19 protein-coding genes are annotated in these 18,146 nt (G+C 45.0%); 9 read left to right on the plus strand and 10 right to left on the minus strand.

All coding sequences use genetic code 11. The features are described from left to right. The first annotated feature begins 6 nt into the window (after window positions 1-6). The 5 genes from pcnB (at window position 7) to panP (ending at window position 5,225) form a co-directional block, all read left to right on the plus strand. On the plus strand, window positions 7-1,305 hold the full coding sequence (gene pcnB / locus DQX04_RS12200) for a polynucleotide adenylyltransferase PcnB (RefSeq protein WP_368665648.1): 1,299 nt from the start codon (window positions 7-9) through the stop codon (window positions 1,303-1,305). A gap of 9 nt (window positions 1,306-1,314) precedes the next feature. After that, a complete protein-coding gene (gene folK / locus DQX04_RS12205) occupies window positions 1,315-1,818 on the plus strand; it encodes a 2-amino-4-hydroxy-6-hydroxymethyldihydropteridine diphosphokinase (protein ID WP_111916215.1) in 504 nt (167 codons plus the stop codon). A gap of 36 nt (window positions 1,819-1,854) precedes the next feature. Continuing rightward, a complete protein-coding gene (gene panB / locus DQX04_RS12210; RefSeq protein ID WP_111916216.1) occupies window positions 1,855-2,649 on the plus strand; it encodes a 3-methyl-2-oxobutanoate hydroxymethyltransferase in 795 nt (264 codons plus the stop codon). Window positions 2,650-2,654: 5 nt separating this feature from the next. Beyond that, window positions 2,655-3,500: a pantoate--beta-alanine ligase gene (gene panC / locus DQX04_RS12215; RefSeq protein WP_111916217.1), complete on the plus strand. Its 846-nt coding sequence runs from the start codon at window positions 2,655-2,657 to the stop codon at window positions 3,498-3,500. An 81-nt stretch (window positions 3,501-3,581) separates the two neighbouring features. Beyond that, window positions 3,582-5,225, plus strand: coding sequence for a pyridoxal-dependent aspartate 1-decarboxylase PanP (gene panP / locus DQX04_RS12220; RefSeq protein WP_111916218.1), 1,644 nt, complete (start codon window positions 3,582-3,584; stop codon window positions 5,223-5,225). Here the strand turns inward: panP and DQX04_RS12225 are convergent. Genes DQX04_RS12225 through mpl form a run of 5 tightly spaced genes read right to left on the minus strand, consistent with a single transcriptional unit; the run spans window position 5,217 to window position 9,637 of the window. After that, window positions 5,217-5,894 (minus strand): tRNA (guanosine(46)-N(7))-methyltransferase TrmB, encoded by a 678-nt coding sequence (locus DQX04_RS12225; RefSeq protein ID WP_111916219.1) that lies wholly within the window; start codon window positions 5,892-5,894, stop codon window positions 5,217-5,219. The genes panP and DQX04_RS12225 overlap by 9 nt on opposite strands. Then, window positions 5,894-6,667, minus strand: coding sequence for an ABC transporter permease (locus tag DQX04_RS12230; protein WP_111916220.1), 774 nt, complete (start codon window positions 6,665-6,667; stop codon window positions 5,894-5,896). Before DQX04_RS12230 ends, DQX04_RS12225 begins: the two co-directional genes overlap by 1 nt. A gap of 2 nt (window positions 6,668-6,669) precedes the next feature. Next, window positions 6,670-7,599, minus strand: coding sequence for an ABC transporter ATP-binding protein (locus DQX04_RS12235; RefSeq protein WP_111916221.1), 930 nt, complete (start codon window positions 7,597-7,599; stop codon window positions 6,670-6,672). An 18-nt stretch (window positions 7,600-7,617) separates the two neighbouring features. Beyond that, the gene (locus DQX04_RS12240) at window positions 7,618-8,253 is read right to left on the minus strand and encodes a flavin prenyltransferase UbiX (RefSeq protein WP_207801119.1); all 636 of its coding nucleotides are present in this window, start codon (window positions 8,251-8,253) and stop codon (window positions 7,618-7,620) included. Beyond that, window positions 8,243-9,637 carry a UDP-N-acetylmuramate:L-alanyl-gamma-D-glutamyl-meso-diaminopimelate ligase gene (gene mpl / locus DQX04_RS12245; RefSeq protein ID WP_256371954.1) on the minus strand — a complete coding sequence of 465 codons (1,395 nt, stop codon included), beginning with the start codon at window positions 9,635-9,637 and terminating at the stop codon, window positions 8,243-8,245. The genes DQX04_RS12240 and mpl overlap by 11 nt, the downstream gene beginning before the upstream one ends. A gap of 190 nt (window positions 9,638-9,827) precedes the next feature. Here mpl and DQX04_RS12250 point away from each other — a divergent pair, with 190 nt between their 5' ends. The 3 genes from DQX04_RS12250 to DQX04_RS12260 are packed head-to-tail and all read left to right on the plus strand — an operon-like array spanning window position 9,828 to window position 11,921. Next, window positions 9,828-10,820, plus strand: coding sequence for a class 1 fructose-bisphosphatase (locus DQX04_RS12250; protein WP_111916224.1), 993 nt, complete (start codon window positions 9,828-9,830; stop codon window positions 10,818-10,820). A gap of 45 nt (window positions 10,821-10,865) precedes the next feature. Beyond that, window positions 10,866-11,399 carry an inorganic diphosphatase gene (ppa, locus tag DQX04_RS12255; RefSeq protein ID WP_111916225.1) on the plus strand — a complete coding sequence of 178 codons (534 nt, stop codon included), beginning with the start codon at window positions 10,866-10,868 and terminating at the stop codon, window positions 11,397-11,399. A gap of 24 nt (window positions 11,400-11,423) precedes the next feature. Beyond that, window positions 11,424-11,921 (plus strand): DUF3299 domain-containing protein, encoded by a 498-nt coding sequence (locus tag DQX04_RS12260; protein ID WP_207916393.1) that lies wholly within the window; start codon window positions 11,424-11,426, stop codon window positions 11,919-11,921. On the opposite strand, the gene DQX04_RS12265 is transcribed toward DQX04_RS12260, so the two are convergent. After that, window positions 11,918-14,143: an EAL domain-containing protein gene (locus DQX04_RS12265; RefSeq protein ID WP_111916226.1), complete on the minus strand. Its 2,226-nt coding sequence runs from the start codon at window positions 14,141-14,143 to the stop codon at window positions 11,918-11,920. The genes DQX04_RS12260 and DQX04_RS12265 overlap by 4 nt on opposite strands. Before the next feature lie 152 nt (window positions 14,144-14,295). Between DQX04_RS12265 and DQX04_RS12270 the strand changes: the two genes are divergently transcribed. Further along, on the plus strand, window positions 14,296-15,129 hold the full coding sequence (locus DQX04_RS12270) for a TIGR03899 family protein (protein ID WP_111916227.1): 834 nt from the start codon (window positions 14,296-14,298) through the stop codon (window positions 15,127-15,129). On the opposite strand, the gene DQX04_RS12275 is transcribed toward DQX04_RS12270, so the two are convergent. From DQX04_RS12275 to DQX04_RS12290, 4 genes are all read right to left on the minus strand, one after another. After that, window positions 15,126-15,896, minus strand: coding sequence for a TIGR04219 family outer membrane beta-barrel protein (locus DQX04_RS12275; RefSeq protein WP_111916228.1), 771 nt, complete (start codon window positions 15,894-15,896; stop codon window positions 15,126-15,128). The two genes, DQX04_RS12270 and DQX04_RS12275, sit on opposite strands and share 4 nt — an antisense overlap. Window positions 15,897-15,972: 76 nt before the next feature. Then, the gene (locus DQX04_RS12280) at window positions 15,973-16,398 is read right to left on the minus strand and encodes a copper chaperone PCu(A)C (protein WP_165831998.1); all 426 of its coding nucleotides are present in this window, start codon (window positions 16,396-16,398) and stop codon (window positions 15,973-15,975) included. A gap of 61 nt (window positions 16,399-16,459) precedes the next feature. Next, complete coding sequence (locus tag DQX04_RS12285; RefSeq protein WP_111916230.1) at window positions 16,460-16,747, minus strand: hypothetical protein; 288 nt, start codon at window positions 16,745-16,747, stop codon at window positions 16,460-16,462. A 195-nt stretch (window positions 16,748-16,942) separates the two neighbouring features. Then, window positions 16,943-17,452, minus strand: a complete 510-nt coding sequence (locus DQX04_RS12290; protein WP_126266363.1) for a hypothetical protein — start codon at window positions 17,450-17,452, stop codon at window positions 16,943-16,945. Window positions 17,453-18,146 lie beyond the last annotated feature (694 nt).

The following is an 18,146-nucleotide window of genomic DNA, read 5'->3' on the forward strand; positions in this document are numbered from 1 at the left end:
CCTGCGGTGCAGATTATCCCTCGCGACAAGCACCCTATATCGCGCGATGACATTTCTGAGCATGCTTTAAAAGTTCTTTACCGCCTGCACAAATCAGGTTATGACGCATACCTTGTTGGAGGGTGTGTCCGCGACTTACTTCTTGGTGTTACGCCTAAAGACTTTGACGTTGTAACCAACGCAACTCCGGAGCAAATTAAAGGTTTATTCAGAAACTGTCGGCTCATTGGTCGCAGATTTCGCCTCGCTCATATTGTCTTTGGCAGAGACATTATTGAAGTAGCTACGTTTCGCGGTCATCACAGCGATGAAGAACAAGGTTCCAACAAGTCAAAGACATCTAAAACAGGTTTAGTGCTGCGCGACAACGTATTTGGCTCTATCGAAGAAGACGCAGCTCGCAGAGACTTTACCGTAAATGCGCTTTACTACAACATCGCCGACTTCTCCATCTACGACTTTGTAGGCGGTATGGAAGACCTAGAAAAAGGTGTTTTAAAGCTTATTGGCGACCCCGAACAACGTTATCGCGAAGATCCTGTACGCATGCTTCGCGCGGCTCGATTTGCCACTAAACTGAGCTTGAAAATTAGTGACGACTGCCGCCAACCCATTCCACAGCTGTCATATTTGCTAGACGACATACCGGCCGCGCGCTTGTTTGAAGAGTCTTTAAAGCTATTTTTAGCACAACGTGCAGTGGCTAACTTTGAAGTCCTGAATGAACTCGGCTTATTGTCGCATTTGTTCCCTATTCTCAAAGCTCCGCTGAAAGATTCTAATAGCAACGAATACCGCATGATGATGCAAGTGATGAAAGACACCGACAAGCGCTTGAGCGCCAACAAGTCGGTGAACCCTGCATACCTTTTCGCAGCGATTTTATGGTATCCAATGGTGGCTCGCGCTCAAGAAATAGTGCAAGAAGCTACACTAGCCGAATACGATGCTTTTCAAATAGCTGCAGCTGAAATCACTTCTGTTCAAGCGAGAAGCATTTCTCTACCTAAGCGCTTTTCTTTACCCATGCGCGACATTTGGTTGCTACAAATACGGTTGCGCCAGCAAAACCCAGTGAAGGCTAAGCGGCTTCTCAGCCATCCTAAGTTTAGAGCGGGTTACGATTTCTTGTTGTTACGAGGAGTTGTTGAGAATGACGACGAATTAGCCAAACTCTCTGTATTTTGGAATTCCATGCAAGAGCAATTTAGCGACGAAGTGCATTCAGGAAAGCCAAGTAAGCCGCAGAAGCGTCGCGGAACGCGCCGACGTAGAAAGCCCAAATCTAAAAAGCCGAGTGCATAGGGTATTCCTGTGGCTGAAGTGTTTATTGGTATTGGAGCGAACTTGGGCGATCCCGTAGCTCAAGTTGAAAGTGCGCTAAAGACCTTACAAAGTCACCAGCACATTCAAGAACTGCAAAGCTCTTCGCTATATGCCTCTAAGCCTATGGGCCCCCAAGATCAGCCCGACTATGTCAATGCTGTCGCACGGCTCTCTACACTACTTAATCCTCATGCGTTATTGGACGCACTCCAAGGCATTGAAAACGACCATCATCGGGTGCGCAAACAACGTTGGGGAGCAAGAACGCTAGACCTAGATATTCTTTACTACGACGACCTTCAATGTGAGGACGACCGACTCACACTTCCCCATCCCGGAGTGCTCGAGCGTGAATTTGTGTTGTACCCATTAGCAGAGCTATCTCCCAACTTTTTATTTCCAGACGGAAACAGCATAGAAAATGTGCTCGCTAAAACACCTCGCAATGGCCTTGAGAAAATTAAGTCGGTACTTTTAACAAGTAGCTCATAGGGTTACAATGCGACCAAGTTGCTAAGGAAACCCACTATGAGTCGCATCCAAATCTCAAAGCTTTTCAAAATGAAAAAAGAGGGTGAGAAAATCACCGCCCTAACTGCTTACGACGCAAGCTTTAGCAAGCTATTTGCGGACGCAGGTGTCGAAGTTATGCTTATCGGCGACTCTTTAGGCATGGTTCTGCACGGTGATGACAGTACTCTAGCCGTTTCCGTAGAAGATATTGCTTACCACACGTCTTGCGTTCGAAAAGGCGCCCCGAATAGCTTTGTTATCGCAGATATGCCATTTATGAGCTATAGCACCCCCAACGATGCAGCTCAGTCTGCCGCAAAACTCATGCGAGCAGGTGCCAATATGGTGAAAATGGAAGGTGGGCAACATTTAGCGGACACCGTGAAGCATCTAACGCAGCATGGCATACCCGTATGCGCCCACTTAGGCTTGTTACCACAACAAGTTAACGTGATCGGCGGTTACCGAGTTCAAGGAAAAACCGAGCAACAAGCGAATCAGTTAATTGAGGAAGGCAAAGCATTACAAGAAGCAGGCGCACAGCTTCTAGTTGTGGAGTGTATACCTAAAGGATTAGGCAAACGCTTTAGCGAAGCGTTAAGCATACCTGTAATTGGGATTGGTGCTGGAGCAGAAACCGACGGTCAAATTCTAGTTATGCACGACATGCTTGGTATGAATGCAGATTACTTACCTAAGTTTACTAAGAACTTTTTAGCTAACGGTGGTAGCCTTGAAGGTGCTGTATCGGCTTATGTTCAGGCCGTTAAACGAAAAGAATTCCCTGCCCAAGAGCACACTTTCGAGTAAAACTCATGCAGCAAATAGAAACCATTAACGAGCTACGCAATTTGCGAAACGCTTGGCGACTAGAAAAGAAAACCGTAGCCTTTGTGCCTACCATGGGTAATCTTCATGCTGGTCACCTTGCTTTAGTAGAAAAGGCAAAAACGCTTGCTGATTATGTGGTTGTTTCTATTTTTGTAAACCCAATGCAATTTGGGCAAAACGAAGACCTTTCCACTTACCCTAGAACACTCGAAGAAGACAAAGCTGCGCTAGCCGAGTTGGGCGTGAATGTTGTTTTCACTCCGCATGCAGAAGAGGTTTACCCGCGAGGATTAGCACAACAAACTCAGGTAGAAGTACCTGCAATCTCGAACATTCTATGTGGCGCAAGTCGTCCGGGGCATTTTCAGGGTGTCGCAACGGTAGTGTGTAAGTTCTTTAATATGCTGCAACCTGAATTTGCCGTGTTTGGAAAGAAGGATTACCAGCAGTTATTAGTCATCAAAATGATGGTCGCCGATTTGTCGATTTCCACCGAGATTGTCGGTGTCGATACAAAAAGAAACGAAGACGGGCTTGCTCTAAGTTCTCGTAATGGATACCTCAGTACGGAACAACTCAACTGCGCGACTATTATTCAAAAGAGTTTACAGCGCTTGTCCCAAGCATTGAAAAACCAACAACCCTTGGCGGATGCAATAGCAGAGGCGAGACAAGATTGGGTTAAGCACGATATTAAACCCGATTACTTAGAAGTGCGAAGACAGTCTGATTTGCTCCTTCCAGAAAGCACAGACCAAAGCTTAGTTATTTTGGCAGCTGCTTATGTCGGGAAAACACGTCTTATCGACAATTTAGAAGTTCAGCTGTAGTCAATCAAAAACCTCCCACAGTGGCTTTTTTCCTCGTTCGTATGGTAAAGTTTGCGGCTCAAATTTTCTGGAGAAAGTTGTTTGACTAGGAAAAGCACAGCGGACGTTAATATTGATGCGCTTCATCGTATTTTCACCATCCCAGAAGCGCCCGATTCAACGTTAGGTCGAATAGAACGCCATTTGTCGGAGAACCTTGAAGGGTTTCTTACCGACCATATTGTTGCGAAAGAAAAGCCGCTTCATGAGATTGAGAGAGACTTCTCTGATTCCGCGATTCCAGAAAATCCTGAATTTGTTTCTGAACATACAGAAACTCTATTAAACAAGCTTGTGGCGCACTCGGTACATACCGCTTCCCCGAGATTTATAGGTCACATGACGTCTGCTCTTCCCTACTTCCTGCTGCCTTTGGCAAAGCTAATGGTTGGGTTGAACCAGAACTTGGTAAAAATAGAAACCTCTAAGGCCTTTACGCCATTAGAACGCCAAGTTTTAGGAATGCTACATCACTTAGTGTATAAGCAAGAAGACTCCTTTTATGAAACCTGGATGCACAGTGCCGAGCATTCTTTAGGGGCATTCTGTTCAGGTGGAACCATAGCGAATATTACAGCCCTTTGGGTTGCTCGAAACAGAGCGTTACCGGCGGAAAAAGGCTTCGCAGGAGTTAGTGCTGAAGGTATAGCAGCTGGCTTGCAACATTACGGGCTCAATCGCTTGGTGATATTAGTGTCAGAGCGTGGACACTACTCTTTGTCGAAGGCCGCTGACGTACTTGGAATTGGCCGCAAAAACCTAGTACCCGTAGCTACCGACGAAAATAACCGTATTCGTACCGATGATTTGCGCCAGCACTGCCAAGATATTCATCAGCAAGGTGGAAAGGTTTTTGCCATCGTAGGTATAGCGGGAACTACAGAAACTGGACATATCGACCCTCTGCAAGACATGGCAGACATCGCAAAAGAATATAATGCTCACTTTCACGTGGACGCGGCATGGGGTGGAGCAACGCTTCTGTCCAACCAACACCGCTCTCTTATGCGTGGTATTGAATGTGCCGACAGTGTAACCATTGATGCGCATAAGCAAATGTATGTGCCTATGGGTGCGGGTATGGTCCTTTTTAAAGAGCCCCATCTTGCCAATTCTATTGAGCATCACGCCGAATATGTCATTCGTAGAGGCTCTAAAGACTTAGGAAGCCATACTCTTGAGGGCTCACGTGCTGGTATGGCAATGCTGGTTTACTCGGCTTTACACGTAATGGGTAGAAAAGGTTTCGAATTACTTATAGACACCAGCTTAGACAAAGCCAAGCACTTCGCTCAGCTCATTGGTCAACAACCCGACTTTGAAGTCATAACCCAGCCGGAATTGTGCTTACTAACCTACCGCTATGTACCTGAATTCCTGAAGCCTGCGTTAGCCAATGCAACAGCTGAACAAATGAAGGCCCTGAGTCCAACATTGAACTCACTCACTCGATTTATTCAGAAGAGCCAACGTGAAGCGGGTAAATCGTTTGTATCGAGAACAAAGCTAACGCCGGCCCAGTACCATGGTGAACCTACGGTAGTTTTTAGAACTGTATTAGCCAACCCGCTCACTACAGAAGCAATGCTTGAAGAAGTGATTCAGGAACAACGTGACATTGCGAAGCAGGCTCCGCGGTTGCATAAAGAACTTAAAACTATTGCGGAAACTAGTGGATTAATCTAGATCAGCAGTTAAGAACCAAATGTCTTGACCTGTTCCGTGATATTTCCTTTCAAACGGTGTCCAGTATTCACCTTCAGGTTGGTATTGCTTCGTTTCGGCAGCTACTTGATAACATTGCAGCGCTGCGGCAAATTCATCGACATAAGTTTTCCAATTCGAACGAACCTCAAGCACTCCACCTAATCTCAGTAAGAATGGGAAACTAGGGCTTGCGTGCCAGCGCCTTTGTAAGTGTTTCTTTTTAGGGTACGGGTTGGGGTAAAGCAAATAGTGTCTTGCTAGAGACCAGTTGGCATTAACTGCCAAACGCCAAAAGTCGTTTAAGTCCGCACGAACCATATAAACGCGAGAGGTATCTACACCCTTTTGCTCACCATAACTTTCTATGCGGTTTAACCTTACCTCCGACTTGTCGACACCTATTACTAACGCTTCGGGATAACGCGTAGCAATTTCTAGTGTGCTTTCTCCAACTCCACAACAAGAGTCGAGAATAATGTCCCCTTGCCAACCTTGCACAACCTCATTAATGGCGTCGAACGCAACTTGGGTATGCTCCGCAATCGGCTTTCGATATTCGGCAGTTTTATAACGCTCGACTACTTCGAGAAGGTCTTCGTGGACCCCCTCTTGGTTTGTCGTAATCGATCGCGGAGCTTTAGCTGTCATTAGCTACGAATACCTACACCGCGCTTAAGTAGGCTTAATGCCAATGTTAGGAACACGGCATTAAACACGACAAGTACCAATAACGCTGTTTGTGGCGCAATGTCCGATACACCAATAAATCCTGCCCTAAAACCATTTACCATATAAATAATAGGATTTAGCAACGACACGCCCTGCCAAAACTCAGAGAGCAGCTCAGTGGAATAAAACACGCCGCCTAAATACGTTAATGGAGTAAGAACAAAGGTCGGGATAATAGAAATATCGTCAAAGGTTTTACCAAATATACCGTTTAATAAACCACCCAATGCGAATAACGTCGAAGTGAGCAGCACGGTTAAAATAATCATGCCGTAGTTTTCAATGTTCAGCGGCACGAAAAAGCTAGACACCAACGTTACAATAACCGCAACGATAAGCGCTCTTGCAACTCCGCCTCCCACATAACCTAATACGATAGTTAGGTGCGATACTGGAGAAACGAGCATCTCTTCAATGTTGCGTTGGAACTTGGCGCTAAAGAACGATGAAGCCACATTCGAATAGCTGTTGGTAATGACCGACATCATGATAAGACCGGGCACAATAAATTCCATGTAGCCAACACTACCCATTTGACCGATGCGTTCCCCGATAAGATTACCGAAAATCACAAAATACAAAGACATCGTGATAGCTGGCGGAACAAGTGTTTGCACCCAAATACGTAGAAACCGCGTGCACTCTTTAATCCAAATGGTTTTTAGCGCATTAAATTGTATTGAGTTCCCCATGCTTACGATGCCTCCTTTTCTCGACCTTGTTCGACCAAGTCTACAAATAGCTCTTCAAGTCTGTTCGCTTTATTGCGCATAGACAGCACTTTCACACCCTGTTCACTTAACTCTTCAAACACCTTGTTTAGTCCTTCAGTTTTAGGAACATCTACCTCAATGGTGTGATCGTCAACTTGACGCATTTGCACGGAAGAAATTTGGATGTCCTTTTCTGTAGGCTCAAGGTCAAGAATAAAGGTTTCTACATTCAATTTGCTTAATAGCGCCTTCATAGAGGTATTTTCAATAATACGACCTTTGTCGATGATACCTATGTTTCGACAAAGCATTTCCGCTTCTTCCAAGTAGTGAGTGGTAAGAATAATACTGATACCTTCAGAGTTAATTCGCTTCAAGAAGTCCCACATACTGCGACGTAATTCTATATCTACACCTGCTGTCGGCTCATCAAGAATGAGAAGCTTCGGTTCGTGTAATAGCGCCCGAGCAATCATAAGACGACGCTTCATACCGCCAGATAGGTTGCGCGCTGGGTCGTTACGCTTTTCCCATAAGCCAAGTTGCGTGAGGTACTTTTCCGCACGCTCTTTAGCCAAAGAACGAGGCACGCCATAATAGCCGGCTTGGTTAACCACTATCTGTAGAACCGTTTCAAACTGGTTGAAATTAAACTCTTGAGGAACTAAGCCAATTTGCTTTTTGGCCTCGGTAAGCTGGGTCTCGATGTCATAACCAAACACCTTTACTTTGCCTTCGGTTTTATTCACCAAAGAAGCAATAACCCCAATAGTGGTGGATTTACCAGCGCCATTCGGCCCAAGAAGCGCGTAAAAGTCTCCGGCCTGAACTTTAAGATCAAGCCCTTTTAGTGCTTGGAAGCCACCTCGGTATGTTTTCTTTAAGCCACTGATCTCCAGCGCATAGGTCATGTGTAACTCCTAACCGTTTTATTCTTGATGACCGTAGCCCCACTTAGGGGCTAAGGTTTGAGGTAAATCGAGATGATCGAGAATGCGTGCGACAACAAAGTCTATTAAATCTTGTATCGACTGTGGTTGATGATAAAACCCAGGCGACGCAGGCATAATGGTCACGCCCATCAATGCGAGCTTATGCATATGCTCTAGGTGAATCGCGTTAAACGGCATTTCCCGTGGCACCATAATCAGTTGACCACGCTCTTTCAGCACCACATCCGCTGCACGTTCAATCAAGTTGTCGCTTGCCCCAGTTGCTACAGCTGATAGCGTTCCAGTAGAACACGGGCAAATAATCATACGATGAGGCGCAGCAGAGCCCGAAGCAACAGGGGAAAACCACTCTTCTTTGCCGTATACATGGAGGCTCTCTTGACCAACTTCAACCCCGTTCTCGGTAAGCCAGTCACTCAACTGCTGCTTCTGTAACTCTGGGGCAGCTGATAACTTGAGTCCATGCTCAGTTGCTAGAACCACTCGTGCGGCACTAGAAACCAGTACATGTACCGTTTGCTTTTGTTCAATAAGCTTCTCTAGCAACCTAAGCGCATACGGAGCACCAGAAGCTCCTGTTAAAGCCAAAGTAATGTCTTGTTTAGACTTCATTATATTCTCCATAGGCTTCGTTTAGAAACGCGATGAGTTTTTCATGAATGCCACCAAAGCCACCATTACTCATAACCAGCCAATGCGCCTTTGCAGTCTTTGAATGGGGCGTGCAATTTTCAGTAAGGTCTGTCACTAGAGTTGCTAAATCAGAAAAGAGGTGCCAACCATTGCTCGCAAGTTGGGCCTCGTTTTCTAGCCACTGTGCACCTTCAGGTTGTAGCACATAAACCTCGTCAGCTTCAGCCAGAGCAGATGCCAGTTTTCCCTGATGCACCCCCGCTTTCATGGTGTTTGAGCGTGGCTCGAAAATCGCTATGATTCTTTCATCTTCGCCTACCTTATGGCGCAGCCCTGAAAGGGTTGTGGCAATCGCTGTCGGATGATGGGCAAAATCGTCATACAATGTAACCCATGGATACTTCGCTCTTACTTCCATACGTCGAGCTGGAGCAGCAAATGACTGTAGCGCTTCTGCAGCTTGCTCAAGGCTAACTCCCACCTTTCTAGCAGCCGCTGTGGCCATCAATGCATTTTTCACGTTGTGCTCGCCCAAAAGAGGCCATGTAACCTGTTGCTTGTTCGTTGTTTCCACTAGCGTAAATTTTTCGCCAGCAGCCGAACTATCTTCAACATGAAGATGCTCTTGCGCACCAACAGGGTAAACCTCTGACCAAACACCTTGTTCTAATACTTGTGCAATGGCGTTGTCTTGCTCAGGAACTATGACATGCCCCGAGGAAGGAACGAGACGAAGCGCATGAGCAAACTGCCTTTGAATTGCCGCAAGATCAGGAAAAATATCGGCATGATCAAACTCAAGATTATTAATGACAAAAGTATCTGGATAGTAATGGACAAATTTAGAACGCTTGTCGAAAAACGCTGTGTCATACTCATCGGCTTCAATAACAAAGTAACGACTCTCAGTATTGCGTGCCGTTAGGTTGAATGGGCGAACAACTCCCCCCACTAAAAACCCCGGATTGAGTCCTGCCGCCTCTAGGATATTAACTAACATACTCGCAGTCGTGGTTTTTCCGTGTGTACCCGCCACCGCAAGAACGTGTTTATCCCGTAGTAAGGCTTTCCCCAACCACTCTGGGCCAGAAAGAAACGGGATATTTTGCTCAAGTAACCACTCGACCAAAGGATGCCCACGACTCATGGCATTACCGACAATAACGAGGTCTGGAGGCGTTTCAAATTGCTGCGGGTCGAGGCTATCGGTAACATCAATGCCTAAGTTTTCAAGCTGCGTACTCATCGGTGGGTAAACATGTGCGTCCCAGCCGGTAACTTTCAATCCCATGTCACGAGCCAAGGCCGCAATACCGCCCATAAAAGTGCCGCAAATACCGAGAATATGAATATGCTGTGCCAAGATAACTTCCTGTGCTAGAAGCAAATTTAAGATAGGGTTTATTGTAACATTGCTAGCTAAATACCGCATGACTGGATTTCACATTCAACCTTCCGTTAATTCGGGCATTTATAATTGAAATCGGTTACAATACCGCGCGTTTTTGTTCACTCTTAACTTTCACTGAAACCCAGCAATTGAGAGGCTATACATGCAACGCTTAATTCCGGTATTAAATAACGACCACGTACCGCTCCATTTAATATCTGTTATCAATACGCTCCTCACTGCTGCAAAAGAAATTTCACATCGTCTTCACCAAGGTAGCTTAGCGGGCACTTTAGGATCGACCTTAGACGAAAATATCCAGGGTGAAACTCAGAAAAAGCTGGATGTTGTTTCAAACCAGTTGATCAAAAATATGTTGTTGGAAACCAACCTAGTTCATGCTGTAGCTTCGGAAGAAGAAGACGACGTGGTTATGGGAAATCCTGACGCAAAATACCTTGTTGCGTATGACCCATTAGACGGCAGTTCAAATATAGACATTAACGGTTCTGTCGGCACTATTTTTTCAATTCTGGAAAAGCCAAAGCACGCGGCGTCTGGAAAAGAACTATTTTTACAAACTGGCGACGAGCAAATTGCTGCCGGTTATATTCTTTATGGTCCGTCAACCATGTTAGTGCTCACTACGGGTAAAGGTGTTCGTGTATTCACGCTAGACCATACTGTGGGTGAGTTCTTACTCACTGTCGAGCAAGTCAACATTGCTCAAGACACGCAAGAATTTGCCATTAACATGTCAAATGAGCGCTTTTGGACGCCACCTATGCAGGCATATATCCAAGACTTGCTGAAAGGAAAGGAAGGCCCAAGGGAAAAGAATTTTAATATGCGTTGGTGTGCAGCAATGGTTGCCGACGTTCATCGCGTTCTGTCGCGCAGTGGAATATTCACTTACCCTGCGGACTATAAAAATGCGGATAAACCCTGTAAATTGCGTTTGCTATATGAAGCAAATCCAATGAGCTTTATTGTTGAACAAGCAGGCGGTAAAGCAAGCACGGGTTACGAGCGTATTATGTCTTTGCAACCGACAGACATACATCAACGCATATCAGTGATTATGGGGTCTAAAAACGAGGTGAATGCGTGTTTGGACTACCACAAAAAAGTAGCTTGTGACCGCCCTGACCAGTAGTCACAACCCAAGATTAATTATTAGTGTTTAGAAAAGGAAAACATCATGAGCCTTAGCGACGTTCCTGCTGGCAAGAACATGCCAGAAGAAGTAAATGTGATTATTGAAATCCCAGCAAATGCCGACCCGATTAAGTATGAAGTAGACAAAGACACGGGTACCGTTTGGGTAGACCGCTTTATGTCTACACCTATGTTCTACCCATGCAATTATGGCTTCGTAAACGAAACGCTATCTCTTGACGGTGATCCGGTTGACGTACTAGTACCAACTCCGTACCCGTTAGCACCTGGTTCAGTGATCCGCTGCCGCCCTGTTGGTGTTCTTAACATGACCGACGAGTCTGGCGAAGACGCAAAAGTTATTGCGGTTCCTGTAAGCAAGCTCACCAAAGAATATGACCACATTCAAGATATCAATGACGTTCCTGAATTGTTGAAAGCTCAGATTCAACACTTTTTCGAGCGTTACAAAGAACTTGAGAAAGGCAAGTGGGTCAAAGTAGACGGTTGGGCCGACGCAGCAGCTGCGAAAGAAGAAATTAAAACGTCTTACGCTCGCGCTCAAGAAAAAGCCTAATAAGGTTATTACTCAGGAGGTTTTATGCTTTTCAACTCTTCGGTTAAAGCTGCTTTCATTGCTGTTGCCGCTAGTTTTCTAATGGCGAATACAGCTATTGCAGACGTCCGTGAAGTTAGATGGTCAGAATTAAAGCCGAGTGATTGGGAAGCACCTCCTGTTCAAGACCCTTCTTATTATGAAATGAACCCGGAAGCTCAGGTACAAACCAACTTAGACGCTCCTGTTGTAGAAGCTTTAGATGGTGAGACTATAAAGATTCCTGGTTATGTAGTGCAATTAGAAGGCGACGACCGTAACGTTACTGAGTTTTTACTTGTGCCTTATTACGGCGCTTGTATTCACGTTCCACCACCACCACCAAACCAAATTATACATGTAACTTTTCCTGAAGGGGTTCCTTACCCTGTTACATACGACGCAGTTTGGGTAACGGGCACGGTTAAAGTGGAGCACAGAGACTCTGACTTAGCGTTGGTGGGTTACCAAATGGTCGCCGAGGAAGTTGTCTCTTATTACTAAGATTTACCTTCCTGTAAGCAACATTTAGTCTGCTTTAAAAACGATTGAACTTGTTCAAGAGGCATGGGTTTCGCGAAATAGAAACCTTGAGCCTCTTGTATTTTAAGCCCCTCAAAATGCTTACGTTGCTCTTGAGTTTCAATACCTTCTGCAATGGTAGTTAGTCCTAATTCGTGCCCCATCCGAGTGATGGTTTCAATGATCACCGCTCCACTTTTAGTATCTGAGTTCTGCACGAATGTGCGGTCTATTTTTAACTTGCTTATGGGTAACTTCTGAATGTAATTCAAAGAAGAGAATCCAACTCCGAAGTCATCTACCGCAACACCAACTCCTTCACTTCTTAGACGCTTTAAAATAGCAATAACAGTTTCAGGGTCATCCATAATGATGGACTCGGTGATTTCTATTTCCAGACGACCTTCAGAAATATTGTATTGTTTTAATACGCGCTCTACCTGAGACGGAAAATCACTATTACGAAACTGAGGAATCGATACATTTACTGCCATTCTAAGAGGGCGTGCGCATATATCGCTCAGACTTTGTAAATCGCGGCATGCTTCTTCAAGAACCCATGCGCCAATGTCTACGACCAGCCCCGAGTACTCTGCCAATGGAATAAACTCATTGGGCGGAATAAAGCTACCGTCTTCTTGTGGCCACCTTAATAAGGCTTCGAAGCCAACGACTTCTCCTGTCGATATATTCACTTGAGGTTGATACCAAACCGCTAACTTCTCGTCTCGGAAATCACTCCGTAACCGACGTACTAGATGCAATCTCCTTGAGGTTTCCTCTTCCATTGCCGGGTGGAAATACGCGTAGCCATCAAGCCGATTCACTTTGGCAGCCTTTAAGGCTATGTAGCCTTGCTTAAGAATGTCTAACCCTGTGCTAGCGCCGTGAGTTTGCGTAAAGCCTGCAACTAGTTGAACTGGGATTCGATCTTCGCCCGCCATGTACGGTTCTTGAGCAATCTGTCGGATACGTTCGGGGGTTACCTCCTTGCGCGGTCCTATAACTCCATAAACATCAGCCCCAATGCGGGCGATAACAACGTCTTCCGAGAATGAACTCTGAAACCTATCACCAATCGCTTTCAATAATGAGTTACCCACTTCTTGCCCCAGTGTTTCGTTCACATCACTGAAATGACTTACATCACAAATTGCGTAAATATGATCGTGGCCTTCCTCATAAGAAAACTGTAGTAAACGACAAAATTCTGCTCTGTTCGGCAATCCTGTGAGTGGGTCTCTGTATGCGGCTGTTCGTAGCTCTTCGAATAAGTTCACGTTTTCAAAGCCAATAGAAATGTTAGCCAAGAAAATCTCTATAATTTGATGGTCAATATCCTCTAATGGGCGATGGTTGTCCAAGTAGGCTGCGGCATGATGCCCCTTACCTTCGATATAAAATACCGAGGCACCATCTAAGTAGATATGCGTTTGTGTTTCCAAGCATTTAGTTACCGCACTCTCGACTAATCTATTGTTAATCGACGACAATGATCGTTGAATAGAGGACGCGTAGTGACCGGCAGCTCCAAGTACGACTATGTCGTCTGTGTTGTCTTCCTTGTGAGTGCGCACACACAACAACCCTTCTGGAGACATACCCAGAAGTGACGCCAATTGAGTAACAACGCCCTCGGAGAAATTGATAATTGAGTGCCGCTCCATAAGCGTTGCGGCTGCTCGAATAATCTTCTCAAGGCCTTTGCGGTTTTGGGTGATGGTTTTCAGTTGCCGGTACGACCGAAGTGCTGTAACAACCGTAGTTAAAAGTTTATTGCGAGTTAAATCTGTTTTGGTCTTGTAGTCGTTGATATCATACGCGGTTATGACTTCCTCTTCAGGAGCATAACCAGGCTGGCCAGTACGAAGTACAATGCGGACGCTTTCGTTTTTTAAATCTTCACGAATACGCCTTACTGCTTTTAACCCTGCGTCTTCGGCTTCCATTACAACATCCAGCAAAACCATAGCGATATCGGGTTCCGCTTCTAAAATACTTATCGCTTCTTCTCCACTATATGCGTCGAAGAATTTTAATTGACGCCCCTCTAATACAAGGTCAGACAACGCTAACTTAGTAACAGCATGAATCTCTGGGTCATCATCGGCTATCAGTACCTGCCATGGAGCTTTACCACTGTGACTTACTCGTTCGGGTTCATCCGAGAACACTAATAAATCGTCTTTTGCCACTTCACCCATTCGCCCTTCCACCTTATCTCGATAAGAGAACTACGACGCACTATCGATATTCTAAGTGTAGCCAATAAATAAAAATAAACCGTTCTCAGTTAAATATTTTTCATCATAAACCGATAACAGAGGTTAGGGGAAATTGTAGGGAGGTTGAGTCTATGAAATCAGTCACACAGATTCAGCAAAAAAGAGCCAAGCTAAATACACTAAATAAGCTCGCGCTAAGTTTGGATTCGCTAGGTGTTCTGCCGCGTGACAGCGACAACTTTTTCGGTAATTTAGCTGAACGAGCAAGCAATAGAGCTTCACTATTTTCTGAAATGAAGCAGCAGAATATAGAAGCGATTACAGCCTTAGCACTGGAAAAAGCGTCATCACCGTCGTTAGCGCCACCGGAAACCGACTGGCTGATGGAGTTCATAGAGCTAGCAGAGCGCTCGTCCAACCCAAGAATGCAAGAACTTTGGGCCAAGGTTTTAGTGGCTGAAAGTATGGCTCCTGGAACGTTCTCTTTAAGAACTCTACGTTTACTTGCAAAAATAACTCCTTATGAAGCAGCAATTTTGCGTAAGGCTAAGTCTATAACGGTACTCGACTATCGACTGAAACGAAGTAAGATCATCATTGGTACAGAAGCGCGACCACCAAAATGGAACGTATTGCAACCCCCGTTAAAGAGACAGATTAACTTAGCGAAGTCGGGACTTAATTATCCAGATCTACTTACCCTCATGGATATTGGCATTCTACATGGGGAGAGTATTGAGTCTGGCCTGTTAAAGGTCGGAGAGAGTTTAAAGTTTCAATTCAACGGAGATGTTTTACAAATATGTCCGATGAAACCGAATTCGGTATTGAATTACTTGAAATACACCATGGTAGGCGAAGAGTTGTGCAAGCTTACTAAAGTAGAGCCTAATAGCCGATATATGAAGTCTTTGGAGGAGAATCTGCATGGTATATTCTCACTCCAAAGAACATCTACTCGTTAAAAATGGAGCGAAACGTTCAGGAACGGTCCGGTTAACGAGAAGTCGGTATAAAGGCCAGACGCATCGTCTAGCTGAAAGTCGAACTGGCGATACCCCAGGGCGATCACACCGTCAAAAGCCATCGTGTCCAAAAACTCATAACGGATTGATGCTTCCATATCGTAAACATCATGATCGCCAATAGGCACGGGCTGACCTTGAGCTCGAACAGAGAACCCCGTTAGCGGAAGGCCCGCTGTAAGTCTGAGATAGCCCATCGGCACAGTTTCAGAAATGTCTTGGCTGAACGTAGAGTTGCCATCTGAAACCATCATGCTTCCGTTAAATTTCTTAGCCGACAGACCAAAGTAGAACTCGATCAGGCTATTGTCGAACAAACGATAATAAAGCGTGTATGTGTCGTGGCCAAGATCCCAATTTGTTTCCAAATTACCCGGATCGGCGGGTACGTTAAATGTAGTACCGCGGATAGTTAAAGGATTTAAGTGAGCCGCAGTACCAGAACTCTCTAACCACTGCCGTTGTACCATGACGTTAGGCACGAACGGTACAAAATGATTCACATTAACGCTGAGTCGACTTGCGCCCTCGTCGTCCCAATTCCAGTTATGATCAGACGGAGACTGCGTAATCCCACCTTCGTTTTCCGCTTGCCAATATTGAGCCTCTGCATGAACGCCGAACAACCAATCGGCATTGGCGTTTGGTATAACTGCAACACCAGCGATTGCTGTTGCAGTGATTAAAGCTAGCTTATTCAATTTCATGTGGATTCCCTTTGTCCGTGTCTATGCTATGTATTTTACTACAAAACAAGGATATTTCCTGAAGTTAACGGTTTTATTAATGTTGGTGCTGACGCACTAATGGTTTAACTTCTGTTTCTACTTCCACTTGCGTTCCGTCGGAAAATAACAATGTTACGCGATGGGTATCGCCAGATACCAAAGGCTGTTGTAAACCAAGAAGCATTAAATGATAACCTCCTGGGCGAAGCATCACCGAGCTACCAGCGTTAATAGTTAAGCCTTCCATACGCTGCATACGCATTTGACCATTCTCATGCACGTGCTCGTGCACTTGAACTTCGCCAGCTATATCAATCTGAGCGCTAACCAACACCATGTCGTTTGAACTATGGTTCTCAATGGTACCAAATCCAGCACCATTCGGTTGTCCCGGTATGCTCTCTCTTAACCATAAAGAATCAGCGACTATGCCCTGACCTAAAACGGGAAAAGCGAACACAAGCGCGAATAACAAACTCAAACAATAACGCATATTAACCCTTGAGAATTAACAAAAATTTGAGCTATCACTTTACCCGAAATTAAGCCGCTTGGGTACGCTTATAAAACCATACTGCAATAAGACCAACGATCAGAACCGGTAGCCAAGCACCCATGGTCATAAGTAAAACCGCAGCGCCCGCAACTAAACAAGCTAAGAAAACGCTACCTAAAACTAGGAACGCCACAAAATAGATAAGGCCACCCACTAGCAAAAGTACGCCTAATGAAACGATTAAGCTGAACGCGCCACCCAAGATCGCACCGATTAATGCAGGGCCGAACATCACAGCTAAAATACATAAGAAAATAATACCTAGAACTTTCATTTCAAAACTCCAAACCACCGTTAAAGATACAACTACTATTCAATAACAATGCCAAAAAAAATAATTATTAGGTTTCAGATACTTATTCAAATTAAGCACCTTATTTGTTGAAACAACGAATGATGAAAGTAGGTCTTTTCACTAAAAAATAGTGATATTCACACTGTTGCAAGAATCACAAGGATAGGGGGTTAACTAAGGATTTCGCGGGACGATTTCTAGTGTATTATGAAACTCAATAATGGTTTCGCGATTAAAAACTTCGACCGCATTATTGGATAATTGAGAAATAATTTCTGCCTTTGTCTCTTCATCAGTAGAGTGATGTAAAGCCACGGGAAACCGTTCCTCAAATTTATCAACGAACAAAGCCTGCGCCTGATTTGTAACATATAGAGCTCGGAAGTCATCAGCCATACTCGCAGCAAACAATTGTAACTGTTCCAGACTCATTCTATCTAACGCATAGTAGCCATACCATGAATTTTCGGCCCCTAGCTGCCATACAAAGTTTCTTAGTTCCATTCCGGATAGTTGAGATATGTCTCTAGACATCAGGACATTAACTTCTTCGACTACCCATTCTGGAATAACGTAACCTTCATAAGTCACAGGATCAGCATCGCTTTGCGCAGCAAGATCAGGATCATTTACTTGCTGTACGTCTGGAGAGTCGCGATCGCTAATATCGGACGAAGCACGCAAAATCTGATCATTACTAGATGTTAGAGTAGCGGAATTTCCGAGATTGGTTTTCTCATCTTGCCTTAAAAGATCTGGAATAATGAATACACCTGTACCTACAAAGGCTAACGTTATTAAGATTAGTAACTTTCGCATATTCACCAAGTAAGAGAAATTTAACTTTAAGTAATAGCAGGACTTGGTTGGACGTCAATGATTGTTCTTTAGCTTACCGAGCTGTTGAATTCGAGGAGTACAACCATCATCGTACAGACCGCACAGCGGTCCGTACGAACGTAGCTCAATACCTAGCACGAACGCACAAGATAGGTGCTCGATGCACCTGGCTTGTGCTCTGACTTTATAATCTTGTGGAGATAACTCATGTTGAATAAGCATAGCTTCCATAAGAAAGGATTCCGATAGTCTCTCCACAGAGTCTCTGAGACAAGGATGTCGAAGAGAAGCCCCCATGGATGGGTTTACGGCGTCTCTGTGGAGAGACTATCGGGAGCCTTATGGAAGTTATGCGCTTAAGCAATGGTTAAATTTAGCCGGGCGCATGAACGAAACCCCAGCTGCTCTGGAATTGGGAGGAGCCATCAACAAAAAGCCCCTCGCTCAACGCGAAGGGCTTTAAGCCTGGACAGGCCTTCGCAGAGCTCAGCCCGTTCAGCAGGATGAAGCCAAATTGTTGGCTTCATCAAGAACCTGC

It is taken from the genome of Aliidiomarina sp. B3213, assembly GCF_003290085.1.
GTDB lineage: Bacteria > Pseudomonadota > Gammaproteobacteria > Enterobacterales > Alteromonadaceae > Aliidiomarina.